Raw genomic sequence first — 17536 nt, 5'->3', positions numbered from 1 at the left:
CCCGGCCAGCCTCGCCGAAGCCTCAGCGCGGCGGCCGGGCGTCCACGCGGCACAGGGTCGTGGGGTTCAGGTCCCGGGACTGGATCCACTCCCGCTCCGCCACCTTGAGCCGGGTGGAGTCCACCGGGTTGATGCGCACCACCGGATCGAACCGCCAGCCCGGCGGCGCGTTGCCCGAGTACCCATTCACCGTGGGCACGCCCCGCTCGAGCCCCGCCCACATCGCATCCAACTGGTACTTCCACGTGGGCTGCCCGCCCAACGTGGGCGTGTAGAGGAAGGCGCGGCAGTCGGGCCCCACCTGCTCGGCCACCCACCGCGCGTCCGCGCGCGGCACCGCCGGATCGAACGTGGCCCCGCTCACCCCCTGCTCCAGGAGGCACCCCACCCCGAGCAGCGCCGCCGCCCCACCCCGCCCCGCGTCCGTCAGCCGCGTGAGCGCGAGCGCCACCCCCACCGACGCGGGCACCAGCAACCACACGCCCATGCGGCACACCGCCCGCACCGCGTTGCCGCCCGGAAAACCGTGGAACACCGCCACCCACGGCGTCCACCCGCCCCGGTAGCGCGTGGCGAGCAGCACCGTCACCAGCAGCACCCCCATCAAGAGCCGCGCCAGGGGCCGCTCGCGAAAGCGCCACAGCCCCACCCCCGCCAGCACCGGCGTGAGCACCCCGAGCCCCACCCGGTGCTCGCCCTCCACCGGCAGCCGCGCGAAGGCGCGCCACCCGGCCGTCCACCCGTACAGCCAGTTGGCATCCCCCATGTGGAACCACGTGGCGAAGCGCGGAATCATCCCCTCCGCCTCCCCGAAGGAGCGCAGCCCCACCTCGCGCGCCGCCGCCAGGCTGTGGCCCACCAGCGGCCAGATCACCACCGCCCCCACCACCCCCCAGCCCACGAGCGCCAGCCCGTGCAGGCGCAGCCCCCCAAGGAGCACCGCCCGCGTGTCCCGGAAGCCCAGCGCGACCAGCCCCGCCAGCACCAGGAAGAAGCCCAGGAACCAGCCCCAGTAGAAGCCCGCGAGCAGCTGCGCCACGCTCCCGCCCACCAGCAGCGCCGCCCAGCCCACCCCCGCCTGGCGGCTCGTCTCCGCGCGCGCGAGCATCACCACCGCGCCGAGCGCCAGCAGGCTGTAGAACTGGGGCAAGAGCTGCACGTGGTTGGCCTGGTTGATGCGCGAGGCCCCCGCGGCGAACAGCACCGCGCCCACCGTCGCCGCGCCCACGGACGCCCCCACCGGCCGCGAGAGGAACCACCGCGCCGCCCAGAAGTTGAGCGACGTCACCGCGAGCACCCACAGCGCGAAGGCCCGGTCCGGCCCCACGCCCAGCGCCCGCCAGACCGCGTACAGCGGCAGCACGCCCACCAGCGGGTCCGAGTACGCCACCGTGTTGCGCACCGGGAAGAAGAAGGGCGCGTCCCAGAAGCGCTCGTGGCCCGCGTCCCCGTGCACGAAGCGCCAGCCGTGCTCCAGCACGTAGTGCACGAAGCGCACGTCCCCCTCGTCCCCCTGCAGCACCGTCAGCCCCGAGCGCAGCACCGCGTGGTGCGCGAGCCCCACCGCCACCGCCCAGCCGACAAGCCCCCAGAGCCAGGACAGCGACGGACGGGCGGACGACACGGGCGGGAGCGGGAGCGGGGCCGACATGGGGCGCGGAGTCTCGCATGGCCGGGCCGCCCCGGGGTCACGGAGTGGCGCGCTCGGGCCCCGGCATTCTGACTAGACTGCGCCCCGCGTGTCCTCCGCCTCCGCGTCCTCCTCCCTCCAGAAGCTTCCCCTCGACCCCGCCCAGCGCGTGCTGCACGTGCTGCTCGGCGGCGTCGCGCTGCTCGGCTGCGCGGCCCTGGCCCTGCTGCTCGGGTGGATCTCCCTCACCGCGCCCCTGCCCGCCGCCCCCCCTTGGGGCCGGGCCGTGCTCGGCGGGTGCGCCCTGCTCTTCGCCCTGGGGGCCCGGTGGGGCGGCCACCTCGTCGCCCGGGGCGCGCGCGGCTTCCGCCTCGTCTCCGAGCGGGCCCTGCGCCGCAACCGCGCCCTGGTCGATCCGAGCAGCCCCCAGGGCCTCGCCTTCCTCACGCTCACCGCGGTGTCGGCCTTCCTCCTGTTGGGCGGACGGCCCGGCGCCCTGGGCGACCCCTGGGAGCTGACCGCGCTCGGGTACGTCTTCACCTGCGGGCTCTGGCTCGTGCCCGCCGTCACCCTGCACGAGTTCGGGCATGCCGCCGCCGCGTCCGCCCTGGGCCTCGGCTGGAGCACCCTGCGCATCGGCCCCCTGGAGCTCCACCGCGCCGAGGGCCGCACCCACGTGCGCTGGCACGCCGAGGGCCTCGTGTCCCTGCTGGGCTTCGTGCGCACCGAGTCGCGCGCCCTCCATGAGGCCCCCTCCCGCCTGGCGTGGGTGGCGCTCGCCGGGCCCGCGGCGAGTCTCCTCGGCGCGGGCGTGCACGCGGCCCTCGCCCATGCCCTCGGGGACACCGGCCCCCGCGACGCCCACGGTCTCGCCGCGCTGCTCTGGGGCGGCGCCTTCCTCCACGCCGCGCTCGGCCTGTTCAACCTGATGCCCCTGCGGCTCGCCACCGGACAGCTCTCGGATGGCGCGCTGTGGCTCGCCCTGCGGCGGCTGGCGGCACAGCCCGAGGACGCGCGCCTGCTCGGCACGCTCCAGGTCGAGTCCTCCACGCGGCGCCCCCGCGACTGGAGCCTGCCAGTGGACCCGGTGCTCACCGCCGCTTCCGCACCCGGCGCGTCCGCGGAGACCGGGGGCTGGCTCCACCTGTACGCCCTGTGCATGCTGCTGGATCGCGCCGACTTCCCCGCCGCGCGCGCGCTGCTCACGCGCCTCGCCCCCACGCTCGACACCCTGCCCGCCCCGTGTCCCCAGGAGCTGCGGCTCCAGGGCGCCCTGCTGTACGCGCTCGGCGAGGCCCCGGACGCCGCCCGTGCGCGCGCCTTCCTGAAGGCGGCGGGCCCCCATGCCACCCACCCGCTCTACCCCCGGCTCGCGGAGGCCGCCGTGCTTCTCGGCGAGGGCCAGCCCGAGGCGGCCCGCGCCGCGCTCCTGGCGTGGGAGGCGGACGGCCATGCCCAGGGGCTCACCGCCCAGTGGCGCATCGGCAACCAGTGGGCGCTCGAGCGGCTGCGTGCGGCGCTCGGGGTGGCCGAGGAGGACGAGGAGGAGCCGGAGACCGCCCTCGGCGCCGGGTGAGGTCGGATGGCGCACATCGGCCACGTCCTGGATGGACAGGGGTTCTCCTGGGCCTGTTGTGCTCCGGCTGCGCGTCCCTGCCGCTCGTCCCCGAAGGCTTGAGTCCCTCCGGAAGTCCGGGGGGCGCCTCCTGGAGCATGTCTCCCCGGGGACAAGGCGCCGCCGCGCGGCCCGAGGCCCTGGCGACCCAGCTCGCGTTCCTCCGCGCCTCGCGCGAGGTGTCCGACACCACGCGCCGCCTGAAGGGTGACCTCGCCCGACTCCAGGCCCCGGGCTCGGCCTTCTCCCGGCACCCCAGCGACCTGTTCCGCGCCCACCTGCCCCCTGTCCTCGCGCACCTGCGCTGGCTGGACGCGGAGCACGCCGCCGCCGTCCACTTGTCCGACACGGCCTCCCAGCTCGCGGACCCGGACATGCGCCTCGCGCTGCTGCGCATGGGCGGCCCCCGGCTCGAGGCGGCCTGGATGGGCTCGACCCTGCTCGCCATCTGGCTCGACTTCCCGCACCTCGCCGAGGTCGTGCTGCGCGAGTGTCCCGCGTACGGCACCGAGCGGCTGCTCCGCAAGCTGCACCCATGGCACACGCTGATGGCCCCCGCCCTGAAGGCACTCGCCTCCGGGGAGACCGGCCGGGTGGAGGCGGTGGCCGTGGACCTCCCCGCCCTCACGGGCTACCTCTCCCGGGAGTTCGCCGCGACCCGCGAGGCCGTGCGCACCGCCGCCCAGCGCACCGAGACGGCGCTTCGGGTGAAGGAGATTGTCGAGCTGCTCACCACGGCCTCGGCGATGACATGGGCCCTGCCACGGCTTCCGCCCTCGGCGCCCCTGACCCTGGGGCTGACGCTGGGGGCAGGCGCTCCCGGCGTGATGCTCGGCTCCCAGGTGGTCCTCACCGCCGAGGGCGTGGAGATGCTGCGCCGGCTCGTCCAGGCGGGGGTGCTCTCCCCCTCCGTGGTCAGCGCCGCCGTGCGCATCCAGGCCGGCCAGGTGCTGATGGCCCAGGCGCACGACGAGCTGCCCCGGGGCGTGCGCGAGGCGCTCGGAGAGGGACCCGAGGTGCGCGGCATGCGGGTGACGGGCCGGGCGGGCGCGGGCCTGAGCGAGGCCCCGCGCCACCACGTCCTGCCCCGGGAGTTCCGCGAGTGGTTCGAGCAGCGCGGCTTCACCGGGGAGCTGAGCATCGACCGGTTCTGCGTGCGCATGGAGCGGGCGCGCCACGAGGCCATCCACGGAGGCGGCAGCTGGCGCCTGGGCCGCGAGTGGCCTGGCGAGTGGAACCGGATGATCATGACCGCGCTGAGAAGAGCCGAGCGCCGAACGGGTCGGCAGCTCACACGCAACGAAGTGCTCGACCTCGTCGCCGAAGCCATGAAGCAGTACAACCTCCCGATGAACTTCACCTCCTGGAACGGTCGATGAGTCGCGAACGGACCTGGGAAGGCCCCTGGAGGACTCGTCTCTATGAGAGGACTCGTGAACGGGGCTTCCACTCCCTCACCGCCTTCGCGGAGGCCCGTCCCGCGCTCCCGCTGTATGTGTTGGCCGAGGAGCTGGGCACGGACGTCGCCGGGGTCCAGGTGTTGAGCGGACTGCTCGCCGAGGCAGAGCAGCGCGGCCAGGTCACGCGTCTGGTCCGGGATGTGTTCGTGCGCCAGTTCGCCCAGAGCCTGCCCGATGGCTGGCCGCCCGTGCTCGATGAGGCCCAGCGCTTCCAGGTCGCCAAGGTGTTCGGCTTGTGGTTCGCCTTGACCCCGGACAGTCACCAGCCACGAGTCGATCGGGCCAGTGATGCGCTTCTCGCCTCCCCCCCACCGCCGGGCTGGCGGCCCCTCGGGCCCGACGACGCGCTCCTGCGCACGCTCCTGCCCGACGACGAGGCCTGACACCGAAGCCTGGCACGCGGCGCGAGACGGCGCCGTACCGCTCGGCCATGTCGCCGGCCGGAACCCGAGCCCACCCGCCCGCGCCTGCTCGGCCGCGCCAGGACGCAGCCCGCGGGACGGGTGGGGCGGACGCGGCCTCAGTCGCCGTCGTCGGCCTCGAATGCCGCGTCGCCGCAAGAACAGACACCGCGGCCGTACCCCGTGCACTTGCCCGACGTGTGGCCCTTCTTCTTGCAGTACGCCTTGCACTCGCCCTTCTGCGTGGGACAGCCCCGGCTCGGTCCGCCCGCCAGCGCCTCCACGTCCTCCGCCGCGTCCGACATCCGCACCTGGCTGAGCGTCGGCGCCACCTCCTCCTCCACCGTGCCCCCACACGCCGACAGCAGCCCCACCACCGGGGCCAGCACCACGGCCCTCCACTGATTCCTTCTCACGCGCTCAGGCTCCTTGCCCCTCCGTGCGGCGGCGGGGTAGCCCAAGACTGGAGATGCCCTCGAGTCCGGCCAAGACGGACAGCCGCACCAGTCCCGCGTAGTCCGCTGGACGCACAGCCCCTCACCCAAGGGCAGACGTCCGATTCCCCACCGAGGCCCCTCCCCCGCACGGGCGGGTTTCTATTCAGCGCGCCCTCCACGTCACGAGCCAAGCGCTGGATTTCCAAGGACTTGGACGGGAAGAAGGGCCGGAGTATCTATTCATCTCTCCATGCAGCGCCTGCTCACCCAGCTCGTCCGCCAGGGACACGCCACGGCCCGGGAACTCGCCGAGGCGCTCGGCGTCTCCCAGCCCACCCTCTCGCGACTCGTCCAGGAGGCGGGCCCGCGGGTGCTCCGCATGGGCCGGGCCCGGAGCACCCGCTATGCCGCCACCCGGACGGTCCCCGGACTCGGCACGTCGCTCCCCCTGCACCGCATCGACGAGACGGGCACCTGCCAGCCCGCGGGCCGCCTCCACTTCCTCTCCGGTGGACGCCACTGGGACGAGGCGACGGACACCCTGTTCGAGGGGCTGCCCCCCTTCGCCGCCGACATGCGGCCCCAGGGCTATGTCGGCCGCACGTTCAGCGCGCGCTTCCCGGAGCTCGCCCTGCCGCCCCGGCTCGCCGACTGGCGCGAGGATGAGGCCCTGATCGCCCTGGCGCGGCGGGGCGAGGACTGCGTGGGAGACCTCCTCCTCGGCGAGGAGTCCCTGGACCGCTGGTTCCAGCGCGAGCCCGTGTCCGTCCCCCCATCCGACTACCCTGACTGGGCGCTGCGCTCGGACACCGAGCAGGTGGGCTCCTCGGCGGGCGGTGAGCACCCCAAGTTCCTCACCTACTCCGAGGGACGCCATGTCCTGGTCAAGTTCGCCAGCCATGACACCGGCGAGGTGGCGCGCCGCTGGCGGGAGCTGCTCGTGTGCGAGTGCCTCGCGTTGGACACCCTGCGCCAGGCCGGCCTCGACGCCGCACGCGCCCGGTGGTTCGACACGGGGCCCTATCGCTTCCTGGAAGTCGAGCGCTTCGATCGGGTGGGCGCCCGCGGCCGCCGGGGCCTGCTGTCTCTCGACGCGCTGGACAACGAGTACATCGGCGCGGCCGGGCCCGGGAGTCATTGGACCGCGCTCGCGCCGCGGCTGCTGGAATTGGGCTTCATCGCGGCCGAGGACGCCCGGCGCCTGCGCTGGCTCGACGTCTTCGGCCAGCTCATCGCCAACTCGGATCGGCACTTCGGCAACGTGAGCTTCCTCGTGACGGGGCCCCGGCGCTTTTGCCTCGCGCCCGCCTACGACATGCTGCCCATGACCTTCGCGCCCTCGGTCACCACCGTCGTCGAGCGGCCCTTCGAGCCCGCGCCGCCCACCGCCGCCACGCTCGACGTCTGGGCCGAGGCCGCCCGGCACGCGAGCGTCTTCTGGTCCCGCGTGGCCGGGGAAGGCGCCCTCGGCGCGGACTTCCGCGCCCTGGCCCGGCGCTGTGGCGAGCAGGTGGAGGCCCTCCGCGCGCGCATGGCCCCGCGCCTCGGCGGGTGAGGCGGGCTCAGGCCTCGCGCCGCAGCGTGCCCACCCAGGCCACGCCCAGGCCCATGCCCGCCACGAGCGTGAACGAGCCACGCAGGCTCAGCGCCTCGGCCACGAGCCCGATGATGGGCGGGCCCAGCAGGAAGCCCAGGAAGCCGATGGTGGACACCGCCGCGAGCGCCACGCCCGCGGGCACCTTCTGGCTCCGGCCCGCCGCCCCGTACACGAGCGGCACCACCGAGGACACCCCGCAGCCCACCAGGAGAAAACCCGCGAGCGCCGCGCCCAGCCGCGGCACGAGCACCGCCAGCAAGAGCCCGCCCGCGATGAGCGCCCCGCTCAGCTGGAACACGCGCGTGAGCCCCAGCCGCCGCGTGAGCCCGTCCGCCACGAAGCGCCCCGTGGCCATGGCCCCCATGAACGCCGCGTACCCCGTGCCCACCCAGTCCGGCGGCGCACGCACCACCCGCTCGAAGTACACCCCGCTCCAGTCGAACATCGCCCCCTCGCAAATCATCGAGCAGAAGGCCATCAGCCCGAGCCCCCAGAGCGAGCGGTCCGGCAAGGACAGCACCCGCCCCGCCGGGTGGCGCCCGGGCCCGTCCGGCAGGATGAAGCGCGCGCTCGCCAGGAGCCCCACGAGCAGGAGCCCCGCCATGCCCACGAAGTGCGGCAGCGGCGCCACGCCCCACCCCATCATCGCCGTGCCCACCGCCGCCGCGCAGAAGCCCGCGAGGCTCCACAGCCCATGAAAGGAGCCCATCACCGAGCGCCCGTAGCGCGCCTCCACCCCCACCGCCTGCGTGTTCACCGCGATGTTCACCAGATTGCCCGCGAGCCCGAAGACGAACAGCACCGCGAGCAGGGCCCCCAGGCTCCCCGCGAGCCCGATGCCCACCAGCGCCCCCGCGTAGAGCCCCAGCGCCCCGAGCACCACCCGCGCGCTGCCCTCGCGCGCCACGAGCCAGCCGGAGAAGGCCAGGCTCGTCATGGAGCCCACGGGCAGCGCCAGCAGCGCCAGCCCCAGCGCCGCCTCGCCCAGCCCCAGCCGCTGCTGGAGGCTCGGGATGCGCGACGCCCAGCTCGCGAAGCACAGCCCCTGCAGGAAGAACAGCGTCCCCACCGCCAGGCGGTGCACATGACGGGGAAGGCCCCCGCTTGAATCCAACGGAGTCATCGGCGCCACGCGTGACACGCCGCGCGGGGGGATGCAATCGCCGTCTCCGTCTCGTCTCCAATGTCAGACAGCCCGCGTAGGGTGGCACTCGACAAGCAACGCGTCTCACCCGGGGTGGAACATGAGTTGGATTGTCTATGTCATGGGCGCGGCCGGCTTCGACTCGGTGCGGGACTTCCCCGAGGGCTGGAGCCCGCCGCCGCTCGGCCCCCGCGAGAGTGTCATCCGCCGGCTGCACGCGGTGCTCCCCACGCTCTTCTTCGCCACCTCCACCGAGGGCAGCTACCACGGCGATGGTTTCTCCATCACCTTCGACCTCGGGCCGTGGGAGGTGGTGCCCCGGGTGCGGCTGCTCGTGCATGGCCCCTCGCACGAGGCGCTCGACGTGCTCGGGCGCGTGGCCGAGGCGCTCGACGGGCGCGCGCTGGACACGGGCCTGGGGGACTTCATGCGCTTTTGCAAGGACCCGGACTCCGGCCGCCACGTCTGGCGCGACGCGCCCCCGGCCGAGTCCGGCTGGCTGCCCGCGTGAGACGAGTGCCCGCTGGCTGTCCGGGAGGGGGAGGGCGCCCCTGTTGCCCGGGCCCGGACGCCTCCCCACGCTTGGCGGGAGGCGGCATTCAACCCCGGGAGCCGAAGCCATGGTGCGCAAGGTCTATGAAGTGATGACGCGGGACGTGGAGACGGTGCTGCCCTCGGACACGGTGCGCGACGCGGCCGAGTCCATGCGCGCGCTCAACGTGGGCATCCTGCCCGTGTGCGACGAGGCGGGGCACGTGCTGGGCGTGCTCACCGACCGGGACGTGGTGGTGCGCACGGTGGCCCTGGGCATGGACCCCTCCGTCACGAGCGTGGTGGACGTGATGTCCGCCAACGTGCAGGTGTGCTTCGAGGACGACGACGCGGGCAGCGTGCTCGAGCGCATGAAGAAGCAGCAGTTGCGCCGCTTCGTGGTCGTGAACGCCGAGGAAGTGCTCGTGGGCATCGTGACGCTGGGCGACGTGTCCCACGACTTCGACGAGCGGCGCGTGGGCGAGGCCCTGGAGGGCATCTCCGAGCCGGCGCCCCTGCAGTAGACCGCTCCCGGGGTCCCTCGTGCCTGGCCGCCCGCCCGGCGGCCAGGAAGAGGCCCCCGGCCCGCCCGCTCGGATGATTTCCCGTTTCCCGTGTCTCACCTTGTAGGGAACGAGGTGACGCGTGCGCGGACACATCCAAGTCGGTTCCTTGAAGGGCATCCCCATCCGGGTGCACTTCACCTTCCTGCTCATCCTCCCTTTCCTCGCCTGGAGCTTCAGCCAGGCGTTCCGCGCGGCGGCCGTCGCCGCGGACGTGCCCCCGGAACGGCTGTCCGGCCCGCCCATCGCCTGGGGCCTGGGCGTGGCGGTGGCGCTCTTCCTGTCGGTGCTGCTGCACGAGCTGGCGCACTCGGTGTACGCGCTGCGCAAGGGCGGCGCCGTGTCCGACATCAGCCTGATGATGATTGGCGGCGTGTCGCGCATCACCCGCATGCCGGACGGGGCGCGGCACGAGGCGCTCATGGCGCTCGCCGGGCCGGTGACGAGCCTGGTGCTCGGCGCCATGTCCCTGGGCCTGCACGTGCTGCTCGCGCGGACGGACGCCTTCAACCTGAGCTTCGCCTTCTTCTACCTGGGCTCGCTCAACATCTTCCTGGGCCTGTTCAACCTCCTGCCCGCCTTCCCCATGGACGGGGGCCGGGTGCTGCGCGCGGTGCTCACCGGGCCGCTCGGGCGGGTGCGGGCCACGCGCGTGTCCGGCTGGGTGGGCCAGGGCTTCGCGCTGCTCTTCGGCCTGTACGCGATTCTGTCCGGCAACTTCGTGCTGCTCTTCATCGCCTTCTTCGTCTTCATGGGCGCGGCGGCCGAGTCGCGTGACGTGCAGTTGCAGTCGCGGCTGGCGGACGTGACGGTGCGCTCGGTGATGAAGCGCGCGCGGGTGTCGGTGGAGGCGGGCGCGAGCCTGCGCGAGGCCACGGAGGTGCTCTACACCGAGCGCCAGCGCGTGCTGCCGGTGGTGGAGGCGGGCCGGGTGGTGGGCGTGCTCCCGCTGGAGGCCGTGCGCCAGGTGCCCGTGGACCGGCTCACCGAGGTGACCGTGCGTGACCTGATGCAGGAGGTGCCCGTGCTGCGGCCGGACGCCACGGCGTGGGACGCGCTCAAGCTCATGGGCCCCGACCGCCTGCCCCTCTTGCCCGTGGCCGAGGACGGGGTGCTCGTGGGCACGCTCTCCCAGGAGGACCTGGTGCGCGCCCTGGAGACGCGCGAGGCCCGGGACCCCAACGCCCCCCGGGGCCCGTGGAACCTCGGCGGCCGGGAGAACCAGTCCCCCACGTGACGCGCCGCGCGCCGACGCGGGGCCCCACCCCCTGGCCCCGCGTCACCCCCGGGCATTAGCGTGCGGCGCCTCTTCTCGGGAGGCACACACGCATGACACGGGGACACACGCGGGCACTCGCCCGGAGCGCCCTCACCCTGGGCGCATTGACGACACTGGCGCTGACGGACATCCCGGAGGCCCACGCCGCCGGCCCCACCTGCCAGGACCTGCGCCTGCCCGTGGCGCTCGCGCCCGGACTGCCCCCCACCCAGCACCTCGCCGCCCGGCTGTGTCTGCCCGAGGGGGACGCGGCCCCCGCCGCCGTGCAGGTGCTCCTGCCCGGCATCACCTACACCCGCCAGTACTGGGACTTCCCGGACCCCACCGGCCACACGTCCCGCTACTCCTACGTGCACGCGGCGCTCGCGGCCGGCTACGCCACGCTCGCCGTGGATCGCCTCGGCATGGGGGACAGCTCCCGCCCCCCGGGCGCGCTGCTCACCACCGAGACGCACGCCCACACCGTGCACCAGCTGCTCCAGGCCCTGCGCGCGGGCAGCCTCCCGGGGCCTGACGCCCCGCCCGCCTTCCAGAAGGTGCTGCTCGTGGGCCACTCGTACGGCTCGTACGTCGCCTGGTACGTGGGCACGGATTACCCCGCGGACGCGGACGGCCTGGTGCTCAGCGGCGCCAGCCACTACGTCCAGGCGCCCGGGCTGCTCAACGCGCTGCCCGCCCTGCGCCCCGCGCCGCTGGACCCGGCCCTGCTCGGCGCGGGGTACCTGGACCCCACCTACCTCACCACCGCGCCCGGCACGCGCGGCGCGGCCTTCTACGCGCCCGGCCGCGCCGACCCCGCCGTCATCGCCCTGGACGAGGCCACCAAGTCCACGCTCACCGCCACGGAGATCGGCCCCTTCCCGCTCCTGGTGGCGCGCCCCCTGGACCTCCGCGTGCCCGTGCTGCTCGTCAACGGCACCCACGACACCATCTTCTGCGGGCCGGACCTCCTCGGCGGCTCGCTGTGCACGAGCGCCGAGCGGCTGCTCGCGGCCGAGGCGCCCCGGCTGGGCGCGCGTGTGCCCTGCGTCGAGGCCTGGGTGCTGCCCGGCGCCGGCCACATGCTCAACACGATTCTCGACGCGCCCCGCTGGTTCGCCGTGGCCCAGGCGTGGGCGGACCGGCACGTGGGCGCCACGGCGGACCCCGCGCCCGGCTGCGCGCCCTGACTCACGCGCCGCGCGGGGGGGCGCGCCGGGGCAGCACCACGGTGAAGGTGGTGCCCTCGGCCTCGCTCGAGCGCACCTCGATGCGGCCCCCGTGCGCCTGGATGACGTGGTCCACGATGTACAGCCCCAGGCCGATGCTCCGGCCCTCCCGGCCCTCCTGCGCCTGGGTGCCGCGCTCCATGGGCTGGAAGAGCCGCGCGCGCAGCGCCTCGGGGATGGGCGCGCCGCGGTTGTGCACCTCCAACCGCAGCCCCTCCGCCTCGCCCACCGTGCGCACCGTCACCGGCGTGTCCGGCGCGCCGTGCCGCAGGGCGTTGTTGAGCAGGTTGATGAGCACCTGGGCCAGCCGGTCCGCGTCCCACTCGCCGTGCCCGTCGCCGTGGGCCTCCACGTCGATGGGGTGCTCGGGGTGCGCCAGGCCCACCTCGTCCACCACCTGCCGCGCCAGCGCGTGCGCGTCCATGGGCCGGCGCTCCAGCGGAATGCCCCCGCCCAGCCGCGCCTGGGTGAAGTCCAGCAGGTCGCGGATCATCCGGTGCGCCCGCTCCGAGGAGGTGATGATGCGGGTGATGGCCGAGCGCTGCCGCGCGTCCAGGTCCTCGCGGCGCAAGAGGACGGTGGCGCCCAGGGCGATGGCGGACAGGGGGCTGCGCAGGTCGTGGCTCACGATGCCGATGAGCTGCCGCTCGAAGTCCGCGCGCTGCCGCGCCAGGTCCTCCAGCTCCTTGACGCGCGTGAGGTCCGCCATGCACAGCACCGCCGAGGTGAGCTGGCCCTCGCCGTCGTACACGGGCACCGCGGACACCTGCAGGTAGCGCCACACCCCGTCCGGGCGCAGGTAGTACATCTCCTCGCCCTGCACGTGCTCGCCCCTGAGCGCCCGCGCCAGGGGGTAGGCCTCCGCGGCGTAGCGGCGGCGCTCCAGGTCATGGCCGAAGTACGCGCCGAACCCGGCGATGTCGTCGGTGGCGAGGGCGGGGTGGCCCAGCAGGTCCTCCACGCGCGGGTTGCCGTAGACGACGCGTCCCGAGGGCGCCTCGGCGATGAGGATGGCGGTGGGCAGGGACTCGAGCACCCGCTCCAGCCGCGCCCGCTCCCGCTCCACCCGCGCGCGGGCCCCCTCGCTCCACGCGTCCACGGACTCGGAGACGGCCTGGTCCAGCGACTCGTTGAGCAGCACCAGTTCGCCCGGGGCCAGCTCGCCCACCCGGGGCCCGAGCCGCGTGAGGATGACCTTGCGCAGGAGCGCGTACTCCCGGGCCACCTCCCCCAGGCGGAAGCCGAGCTCGAGCCGGTGGTGCGCGTGCGCGCGCGGCGTCCGCCGGGGCCCCCCCCTGTCGTGCTGCCCGCCCCGGACCCGCTCCGCCCGCTCGGCGATCTCCTCCAGCAGGTCCGGAATGTGGTCGCGCAGGTCCGTCTGGCTCGTGCGTGACGCCCGGGGCAGCGCCCGGTCCGCGCGCTCCCATTCGGCCAGGAGCCCGTCGCGCTCGCGGCGCAGGAAGTCCGCCAGGCGCAAGGGGGGACGCGGGGGTGGAATCGCGGAGGTCATGCGTTCCCCGAAGGTAGGGACTCGCGAGGAGCGGTGGCGGCCCCTTGGACCCGAGGACAGGCCCACGCCCGGCCGCCCGCTCCCAAGGGCCCTGGCGCGCCGCGTCCGATGCTCGGAAACATCCTAACGCCGCGAGATCATGTGCCCCTCTCACGCCCCGTATGTGCGCGGGCCCACGGCTCGCTCGTCCTCCAGGGAGGCACTCCCCGCGCTCGGGAGGGCTCCCTACGTTGCCCCTCACGATGCGCGTGATCCTCGAGCCACCCGCCGGGCGCGCCGCTCCCGGCCCCTGGAAGGCCCGGGCCGTGGAGGCCCTCACCGCCGCGCGCGCGCGCCAGCGGCGCATGCTCCAGGGCCTGCCGGAGTCCGTGCTCGTCCAGCAGCACTCGCCGCTCATGTCGCCGCTCGCCTGGGACGTGGCCCACGTGGCCAACCAGGAGGAGCAGTGGCTGCTCCGCGCGCTCGGCGCCCCGGCGCTGGTGCTCGCCGAGGTGGACGCGCTCTACGACGCCTTCCGCCACCCGCGCGCCGCGCGCTGCCACCTGCCCCTGCTCACCCCCGCCCAGGCCTTCGCCTACGCGGACCGGGTGCGCGCGGCGGTGCTCGACTTCCTCGCGAGCGTGCCCGAGGACTCGGACGCGCCGCTCTTGCGCGGGGGCCTCGTCTACGGGCTCGTCGTCCAGCACGAGCAGCAGCACCTGGAGACGCTCTGCGCCACGCTCCAGCTCATGACGGGGCACCCGTACCAGCCCCCCGTGCGTCCCCGGCCGCGCCCCGGTCGCGCCGCCCAGGGCGAGGTGTACCTGCCCGGCGGCCTCGTGCGCCTGGGCAGCGACGCGCCCTGGGGCTACGACAACGAGCGCCCCGCGCGCCTCGCGCACGTGCCCGGCTTCCTGCTCGACTCGCACCCCGTCACCAATGGCGACTACGCGGTGTTCGTCGCGGCGGGGGGCTACACGGACGCGCGCTGGTGGGACCCCACGGGCTTCGAGTGGGTGCGCGCCGAGGGCATTGCACACCCCCAGTTCTGGCTGCCCCAGGAGGGGGGCCGGTGGCTGCGCCGGCGCTTCGGGTGGATGGAGCCCTTGCCCCCGGATGAGCCCGTGCAGCACGTGTGTTGGTACGAGGCGGACGCCTACGCGCGCTGGGCCGGCAAGCGCCTGCCCACCGAGGCCGAGTGGGAGCGCGCCGCGTCGGGGCTCGCGCACGCGGCGCGGAGCCAGCCGTGGGGCGAGGCGCCCTGGGACGCGGCCCGGGCGAACCTGGACGGGGACACGTGGGGCCCGTCTCCCGTGGGGGCCCACCCCACGGGCACGACACCGGAGGGCGTGTCGGGGCTCTTCGGGGACGTGTGGGAATGGACGGCCAGCGCCTTCCAGGGCCACGAGGGCTTCGTGGCCTTTCCCTACCGCGAATATTCGGAGGTCTTCTTCGGGACGGAGTACCGGGTCCTGAAGGGGGGTGCCTGGGCGAGTGCGCCCGTCGCCGTCCGCAACAGTTTCCGCAACTGGGACTACCCCATCCGCCGGCACATCTTCGCCGGCTTCCGGTGCGCGCGCGACGCGAGGTGAGTGCCATGGCGGAGACCCAGGGACGACAGACGGCGGGAGTGGAGCGGGCACGGGCGCTGCCCGTGACGATGGAGGTGCACCTGGAGCCGGGAGACGCGCGGCGCGCGCTGCTCGCCGAGGTGCGCGAGGGCCTGTGCACGGAGGGGCGGCTCAAGGAGCTCGGCCCCAAGTGGCTCTACGACGAGCGCGGCAGCCAGCTCTTCGACGCCATCACCCGCCTGCCCGAGTACTACCCCACGCGGCGCGAGAAGGAGATCCTGCGCGCGCACGCGGCGGACATCGCGCGGGTGAGCGGCGCGGACACGTTGATTGAACTGGGCAGCGGCAGCAGCGAGAAGACGCGCTGGCTGCTCGACGCGTTCCGGGCGCGCGGGGGCTTCCAGCGCTTCATCCCCTTCGACGTGAGCGAGGCCTTCCTGCGCCAGGCGGCCGAGGCGGTGGCGCGCGACTACCCGGGGCTGCCGGTGCACGCGGTGGTGGGGGACTTCGAGCGGCACCTGGGGCGCTGGCCGCGCGGGGGGCGGGCGCTGGTGGCGTTCCTCGGGGGCACCATCGGCAACCTGAAGCCCCGCGAGCGCGCGCGCTTCTACGCGACGCTCGCCCAGGGCCTGTCCCCGGGCGAAGGCGTGCTGGTGGGGACGGATCTCCTCAAGAACCGGGCGCGCCTGTTCGCCGCGTACAACGATCGGCAGGGGGTGACGGCGGCGTTCAACCGCAACGTGCTCGAGGTGCTCAACCACGAGCTGGGGGCGGACTTCGACCCGCGGGCCTTCGAGCACCTGGCGCCCTTCGACGAGGAGAACGCATGGATTGAAATGCGGCTCATCTCGCGGCGGGCGCAGGCGGTGCGGCTGCCCGCGCTCCAGCGCTTCGTGAACTTCGCCGAGGGCGAGGTGCTGCGCACGGAGGTGAGCTGCAAGTTCCGCCCCGAGCAGGTGGAGGCGGAGCTGGACGCGGCGGGCTTCCAGCTCGCCGAGCGCTGGACGGACGCGGCGGGCGACTTCGCCCTGTCGCTCGCGCTCAAGCGCTGAGCCGCTCGTCTGTCATCCCGTCCCTCGCCCCCGCATGGGCGGGAGCCCGTGGCTACGTTGTCCTGAGCGCGGGTGCTCCCAGCAAAGGGGCGGGACATGATGTCTTTCGGTGAACTGCTCTGTCAGTACACCCAGGAACTTGCCCAGCGCTGGTACGAGCGGTGGCGGCGCGAGGGGCCCGCGAGCCCCGCGCTGACGGAGGCCGCGCTCAAGGACCACCTGCCGGTCCAGCTGCGCGTCATCGGCGAGGCCCTGCGCGTGGCGCCGGCCTTCCGGGAGTCACCCCGGGAGCTGTGGCGCCAGCACGAGCGCCTGGACCCCGAGCAGCGCGTCATCGACGCGGTGCTCATCGAGGAGGTGGTGCGCGAGTACGGCTTCCTCGTGGAGGAGGTCCGCGCGTGGCTCGAGGAGCGGGGCGAGCAGGTGTCCTTCGCGGACTACTCGTACTTCTACCTGGCCATCTTCGAGCTGACGGCCGAGTCGATCCGCCGGTACTCGAAGTTCCGCGAGGAGCGGGTGGCCCAGGAGCGCTCGGAGTACGTGGCGGGCATCGCCCACCAGCTGCGCACGCCGGTCTCGGCGCTCCACCTGAGTGTCCAGCAGCTCGGCCGGGTGCAGGGCACCCCGGAGGCGCGGGTCCTGGAGCGGCTGCGCCGCACGGTGGGACGGCTCGGGCGGCTCGTGGACGGCATCCTGCGCCTGGAGCGCTTCAAGCCCGAGGAGCTGCCCATCCACCCGGAGATGATCGCCCCGGCCCAGGTCCTCGAGCAGATCGTCGCCGACTACGAGCACGATGCCCGGAGCAAGGGCTTGCGGCTGGAGCTCTCCGCCCCTCGCTCCGCGCGCATGTGGGCGGACCGCGACCTGCTGGTGGACGCGCTCGGCAACCTCATCCAGAACGCCATCAAGTACACCGCGCGGGGCTTCGTGCGCATCTCCCTGGAGGAGCAGGCGGACGCGGTGCGCTTCCGGGTAGAGGACTCCGGCCCCGGCATCAGTCCCGAGCGCCAGCGGGAGCTCTTCCGGCCCGTGCACCCGGGACAGCCCGGGGGTGTGGGGCTGGGCTTGAGCATCGCCTTCCGGGCCGCGCTCGCCCAGGGCGGCGCGTTGTCGCTGGAGAGCACGCCGGGCCGGGGGAGCACCTTCCTGCTGCGCCTGCCCTGGCGCGTGCACGCGCGGGAAGGGCTGCCCGCGGCGGAGGCGGAGTCCCTCCCCGGCGTGTGAAGCCTCCCGGGCCCCGCACCCGGCGTCCGGGCGTTCCTTGGCGCTCAAACACTGAGAAAGCCGTACCCGAGCGCCCGCCGTCCGACATTTCCGGAGGCCCGGGAGGCCCGGGCCGTCCGGCGGCGGACACCCGGGGCTCGTCCTCGTGGGGGGGGCAGACCCCGGCGGCGGTCACATGCGTCATACCTGGAGTTCAAGCGGTCCAGCCTCTGGCGTCGAGCGGCGGCGGGCCCCACATGTGAGCGCCAGGGACGGCCATCCGGGGGGAAGGGTCGTCCACTGAGTGCCTGGGGGATTCATCGGGCGCACGCCCGGGGCGGACAACGCCCCAGGTG

At 74.2% G+C, this 17536-nt stretch carries 15 protein-coding genes; 11 read left to right on the top strand and 4 right to left on the bottom strand.

The features are described from left to right. Positions 1–22: 22 nt before the first annotated feature. Positions 23–1651, bottom strand: coding sequence for a hypothetical protein (locus I3V78_RS03275; RefSeq protein WP_239576274.1), 1629 nt, complete (start codon positions 1649–1651; stop codon positions 23–25). Positions 1652–1739: 88 nt separating this feature from the next. Here I3V78_RS03275 and I3V78_RS03270 point away from each other — a divergent pair, with 88 nt between their 5' ends. The 3 genes from I3V78_RS03270 (at position 1740) to I3V78_RS03260 (ending at position 5088) form a co-directional block, all read left to right on the top strand. Beyond that, positions 1740–3206 carry a M50 family metallopeptidase gene (locus tag I3V78_RS03270; RefSeq protein WP_204484856.1) on the top strand — a complete coding sequence of 489 codons (1467 nt, stop codon included), beginning with the start codon at positions 1740–1742 and terminating at the stop codon, positions 3204–3206. A 137-nt stretch (positions 3207–3343) separates the two neighbouring features. Next, positions 3344–4624 carry a DUF2380 domain-containing protein gene (locus I3V78_RS03265; RefSeq protein ID WP_204484855.1) on the top strand — a complete coding sequence of 427 codons (1281 nt, stop codon included), beginning with the start codon at positions 3344–3346 and terminating at the stop codon, positions 4622–4624. Continuing rightward, positions 4621–5088 carry an NUDIX hydrolase gene (locus tag I3V78_RS03260; RefSeq protein WP_204484854.1) on the top strand — a complete coding sequence of 156 codons (468 nt, stop codon included), beginning with the start codon at positions 4621–4623 and terminating at the stop codon, positions 5086–5088. Before I3V78_RS03265 ends, I3V78_RS03260 begins: the two co-directional genes overlap by 4 nt. Positions 5089–5225: 137 nt before the next feature. Here the strand turns inward: I3V78_RS03260 and I3V78_RS03255 are convergent, their stop codons facing one another. Beyond that, positions 5226–5522, bottom strand: a complete 297-nt coding sequence (locus I3V78_RS03255) for a hypothetical protein (protein ID WP_204484853.1) — start codon at positions 5520–5522, stop codon at positions 5226–5228. A gap of 271 nt (positions 5523–5793) precedes the next feature. On the opposite strand from I3V78_RS03255, the gene yjjJ reads away from it, so the two are divergent. Then, a complete protein-coding gene (gene yjjJ / locus I3V78_RS03250) occupies positions 5794–7098 on the top strand; it encodes a type II toxin-antitoxin system HipA family toxin YjjJ (protein ID WP_204484852.1) in 1305 nt (434 codons plus the stop codon). Between the two features lie 7 nt (positions 7099–7105). Here yjjJ and I3V78_RS03245 read toward each other — a convergent pair whose 3' ends face one another. Further along, positions 7106–8224, bottom strand: coding sequence for an MFS transporter (locus I3V78_RS03245; RefSeq protein ID WP_338023456.1), 1119 nt, complete (start codon positions 8222–8224; stop codon positions 7106–7108). Between the two features lie 160 nt (positions 8225–8384). Between I3V78_RS03245 and I3V78_RS03240 the strand changes: the two genes are divergently transcribed. The 4 genes from I3V78_RS03240 (at position 8385) to I3V78_RS03225 (ending at position 11826) form a co-directional block, all read left to right on the top strand. Beyond that, positions 8385–8795 carry a hypothetical protein gene (locus I3V78_RS03240; RefSeq protein WP_204484850.1) on the top strand — a complete coding sequence of 137 codons (411 nt, stop codon included), beginning with the start codon at positions 8385–8387 and terminating at the stop codon, positions 8793–8795. Positions 8796–8904: 109 nt separating this feature from the next. Then, positions 8905–9339 (top strand): CBS domain-containing protein, encoded by a 435-nt coding sequence (locus I3V78_RS03235; protein ID WP_204484849.1) that lies wholly within the window; start codon positions 8905–8907, stop codon positions 9337–9339. A gap of 121 nt (positions 9340–9460) precedes the next feature. After that, positions 9461–10615 (top strand): site-2 protease family protein, encoded by a 1155-nt coding sequence (locus tag I3V78_RS03230; RefSeq protein WP_204484848.1) that lies wholly within the window; start codon positions 9461–9463, stop codon positions 10613–10615. A 92-nt stretch (positions 10616–10707) separates the two neighbouring features. Then, complete coding sequence (locus I3V78_RS03225) at positions 10708–11826, top strand: alpha/beta fold hydrolase (RefSeq protein WP_204484847.1); 1119 nt, start codon at positions 10708–10710, stop codon at positions 11824–11826. Position 11827: 1 nt separating this feature from the next. Here I3V78_RS03225 and I3V78_RS03220 read toward each other — a convergent pair whose 3' ends face one another. Further along, the gene (locus I3V78_RS03220) at positions 11828–13375 is read right to left on the bottom strand and encodes a sensor histidine kinase (protein ID WP_204484846.1); all 1548 of its coding nucleotides are present in this window, start codon (positions 13373–13375) and stop codon (positions 11828–11830) included. Positions 13376–13617: 242 nt separating this feature from the next. On the opposite strand from I3V78_RS03220, the gene egtB reads away from it, so the two are divergent. The 3 genes from egtB to I3V78_RS03205 all read left to right on the top strand — a co-directional run bounded on the left by egtB (position 13618) and on the right by I3V78_RS03205 (position 17201). Then, positions 13618–14946, top strand: coding sequence for an ergothioneine biosynthesis protein EgtB (gene egtB / locus I3V78_RS03215; RefSeq protein WP_204496436.1), 1329 nt, complete (start codon positions 13618–13620; stop codon positions 14944–14946). 68 nt (positions 14947–15014) lie between these two features. Beyond that, positions 15015–15977, top strand: a complete 963-nt coding sequence (gene egtD, locus I3V78_RS03210; protein WP_420840447.1) for an L-histidine N(alpha)-methyltransferase — start codon at positions 15015–15017, stop codon at positions 15975–15977. A gap of 96 nt (positions 15978–16073) precedes the next feature. Next, positions 16074–17201, top strand: coding sequence for a sensor histidine kinase (locus I3V78_RS03205; protein WP_204484844.1), 1128 nt, complete (start codon positions 16074–16076; stop codon positions 17199–17201). Positions 17202–17536 lie beyond the last annotated feature (335 nt).

It is taken from the genome of Archangium primigenium (assembly GCF_016904885.1).
In the GTDB taxonomy this organism is placed as follows: Bacteria; Myxococcota; Myxococcia; order Myxococcales; family Myxococcaceae; genus Cystobacter; species Cystobacter primigenius.
This window is presented reverse-complemented; position numbering and strand designations above follow the sequence as displayed.

What these genes read in the sequence shown, in the direction of transcription:
- I3V78_RS03275 (WP_239576274.1), bottom strand. Translation starts at nt 1,651, where the DNA reads ATGTCGGCCCCGCTCCCGCTCCCGCCCGTGTCGTCCGCCCGTCCGTCG.
- I3V78_RS03265 (WP_204484855.1), top strand. Translation starts at nt 3,344, where the DNA reads ATGTCTCCCCGGGGACAAGGCGCCGCCGCGCGGCCCGAGGCCCTGGCG.
- I3V78_RS03260 (WP_204484854.1), top strand. Translation starts at nt 4,621, where the DNA reads ATGAGTCGCGAACGGACCTGGGAAGGCCCCTGGAGGACTCGTCTCTAT.
- yjjJ (WP_204484852.1), top strand. Translation starts at nt 5,794, where the DNA reads ATGCAGCGCCTGCTCACCCAGCTCGTCCGCCAGGGACACGCCACGGCC.
- I3V78_RS03240 (WP_204484850.1), top strand. Translation starts at nt 8,385, where the DNA reads ATGAGTTGGATTGTCTATGTCATGGGCGCGGCCGGCTTCGACTCGGTG.
- I3V78_RS03235 (WP_204484849.1), top strand. Translation starts at nt 8,905, where the DNA reads ATGGTGCGCAAGGTCTATGAAGTGATGACGCGGGACGTGGAGACGGTG.
- I3V78_RS03225 (WP_204484847.1), top strand. Translation starts at nt 10,708, where the DNA reads ATGACACGGGGACACACGCGGGCACTCGCCCGGAGCGCCCTCACCCTG.
- I3V78_RS03220 (WP_204484846.1), bottom strand. Translation starts at nt 13,375, where the DNA reads ATGACCTCCGCGATTCCACCCCCGCGTCCCCCCTTGCGCCTGGCGGAC.
- egtB (WP_204496436.1), top strand. Translation starts at nt 13,618, where the DNA reads ATGCGCGTGATCCTCGAGCCACCCGCCGGGCGCGCCGCTCCCGGCCCC.
- egtD (WP_420840447.1), top strand. Translation starts at nt 15,015, where the DNA reads ATGGAGGTGCACCTGGAGCCGGGAGACGCGCGGCGCGCGCTGCTCGCC.
- I3V78_RS03205 (WP_204484844.1), top strand. Translation starts at nt 16,074, where the DNA reads ATGATGTCTTTCGGTGAACTGCTCTGTCAGTACACCCAGGAACTTGCC.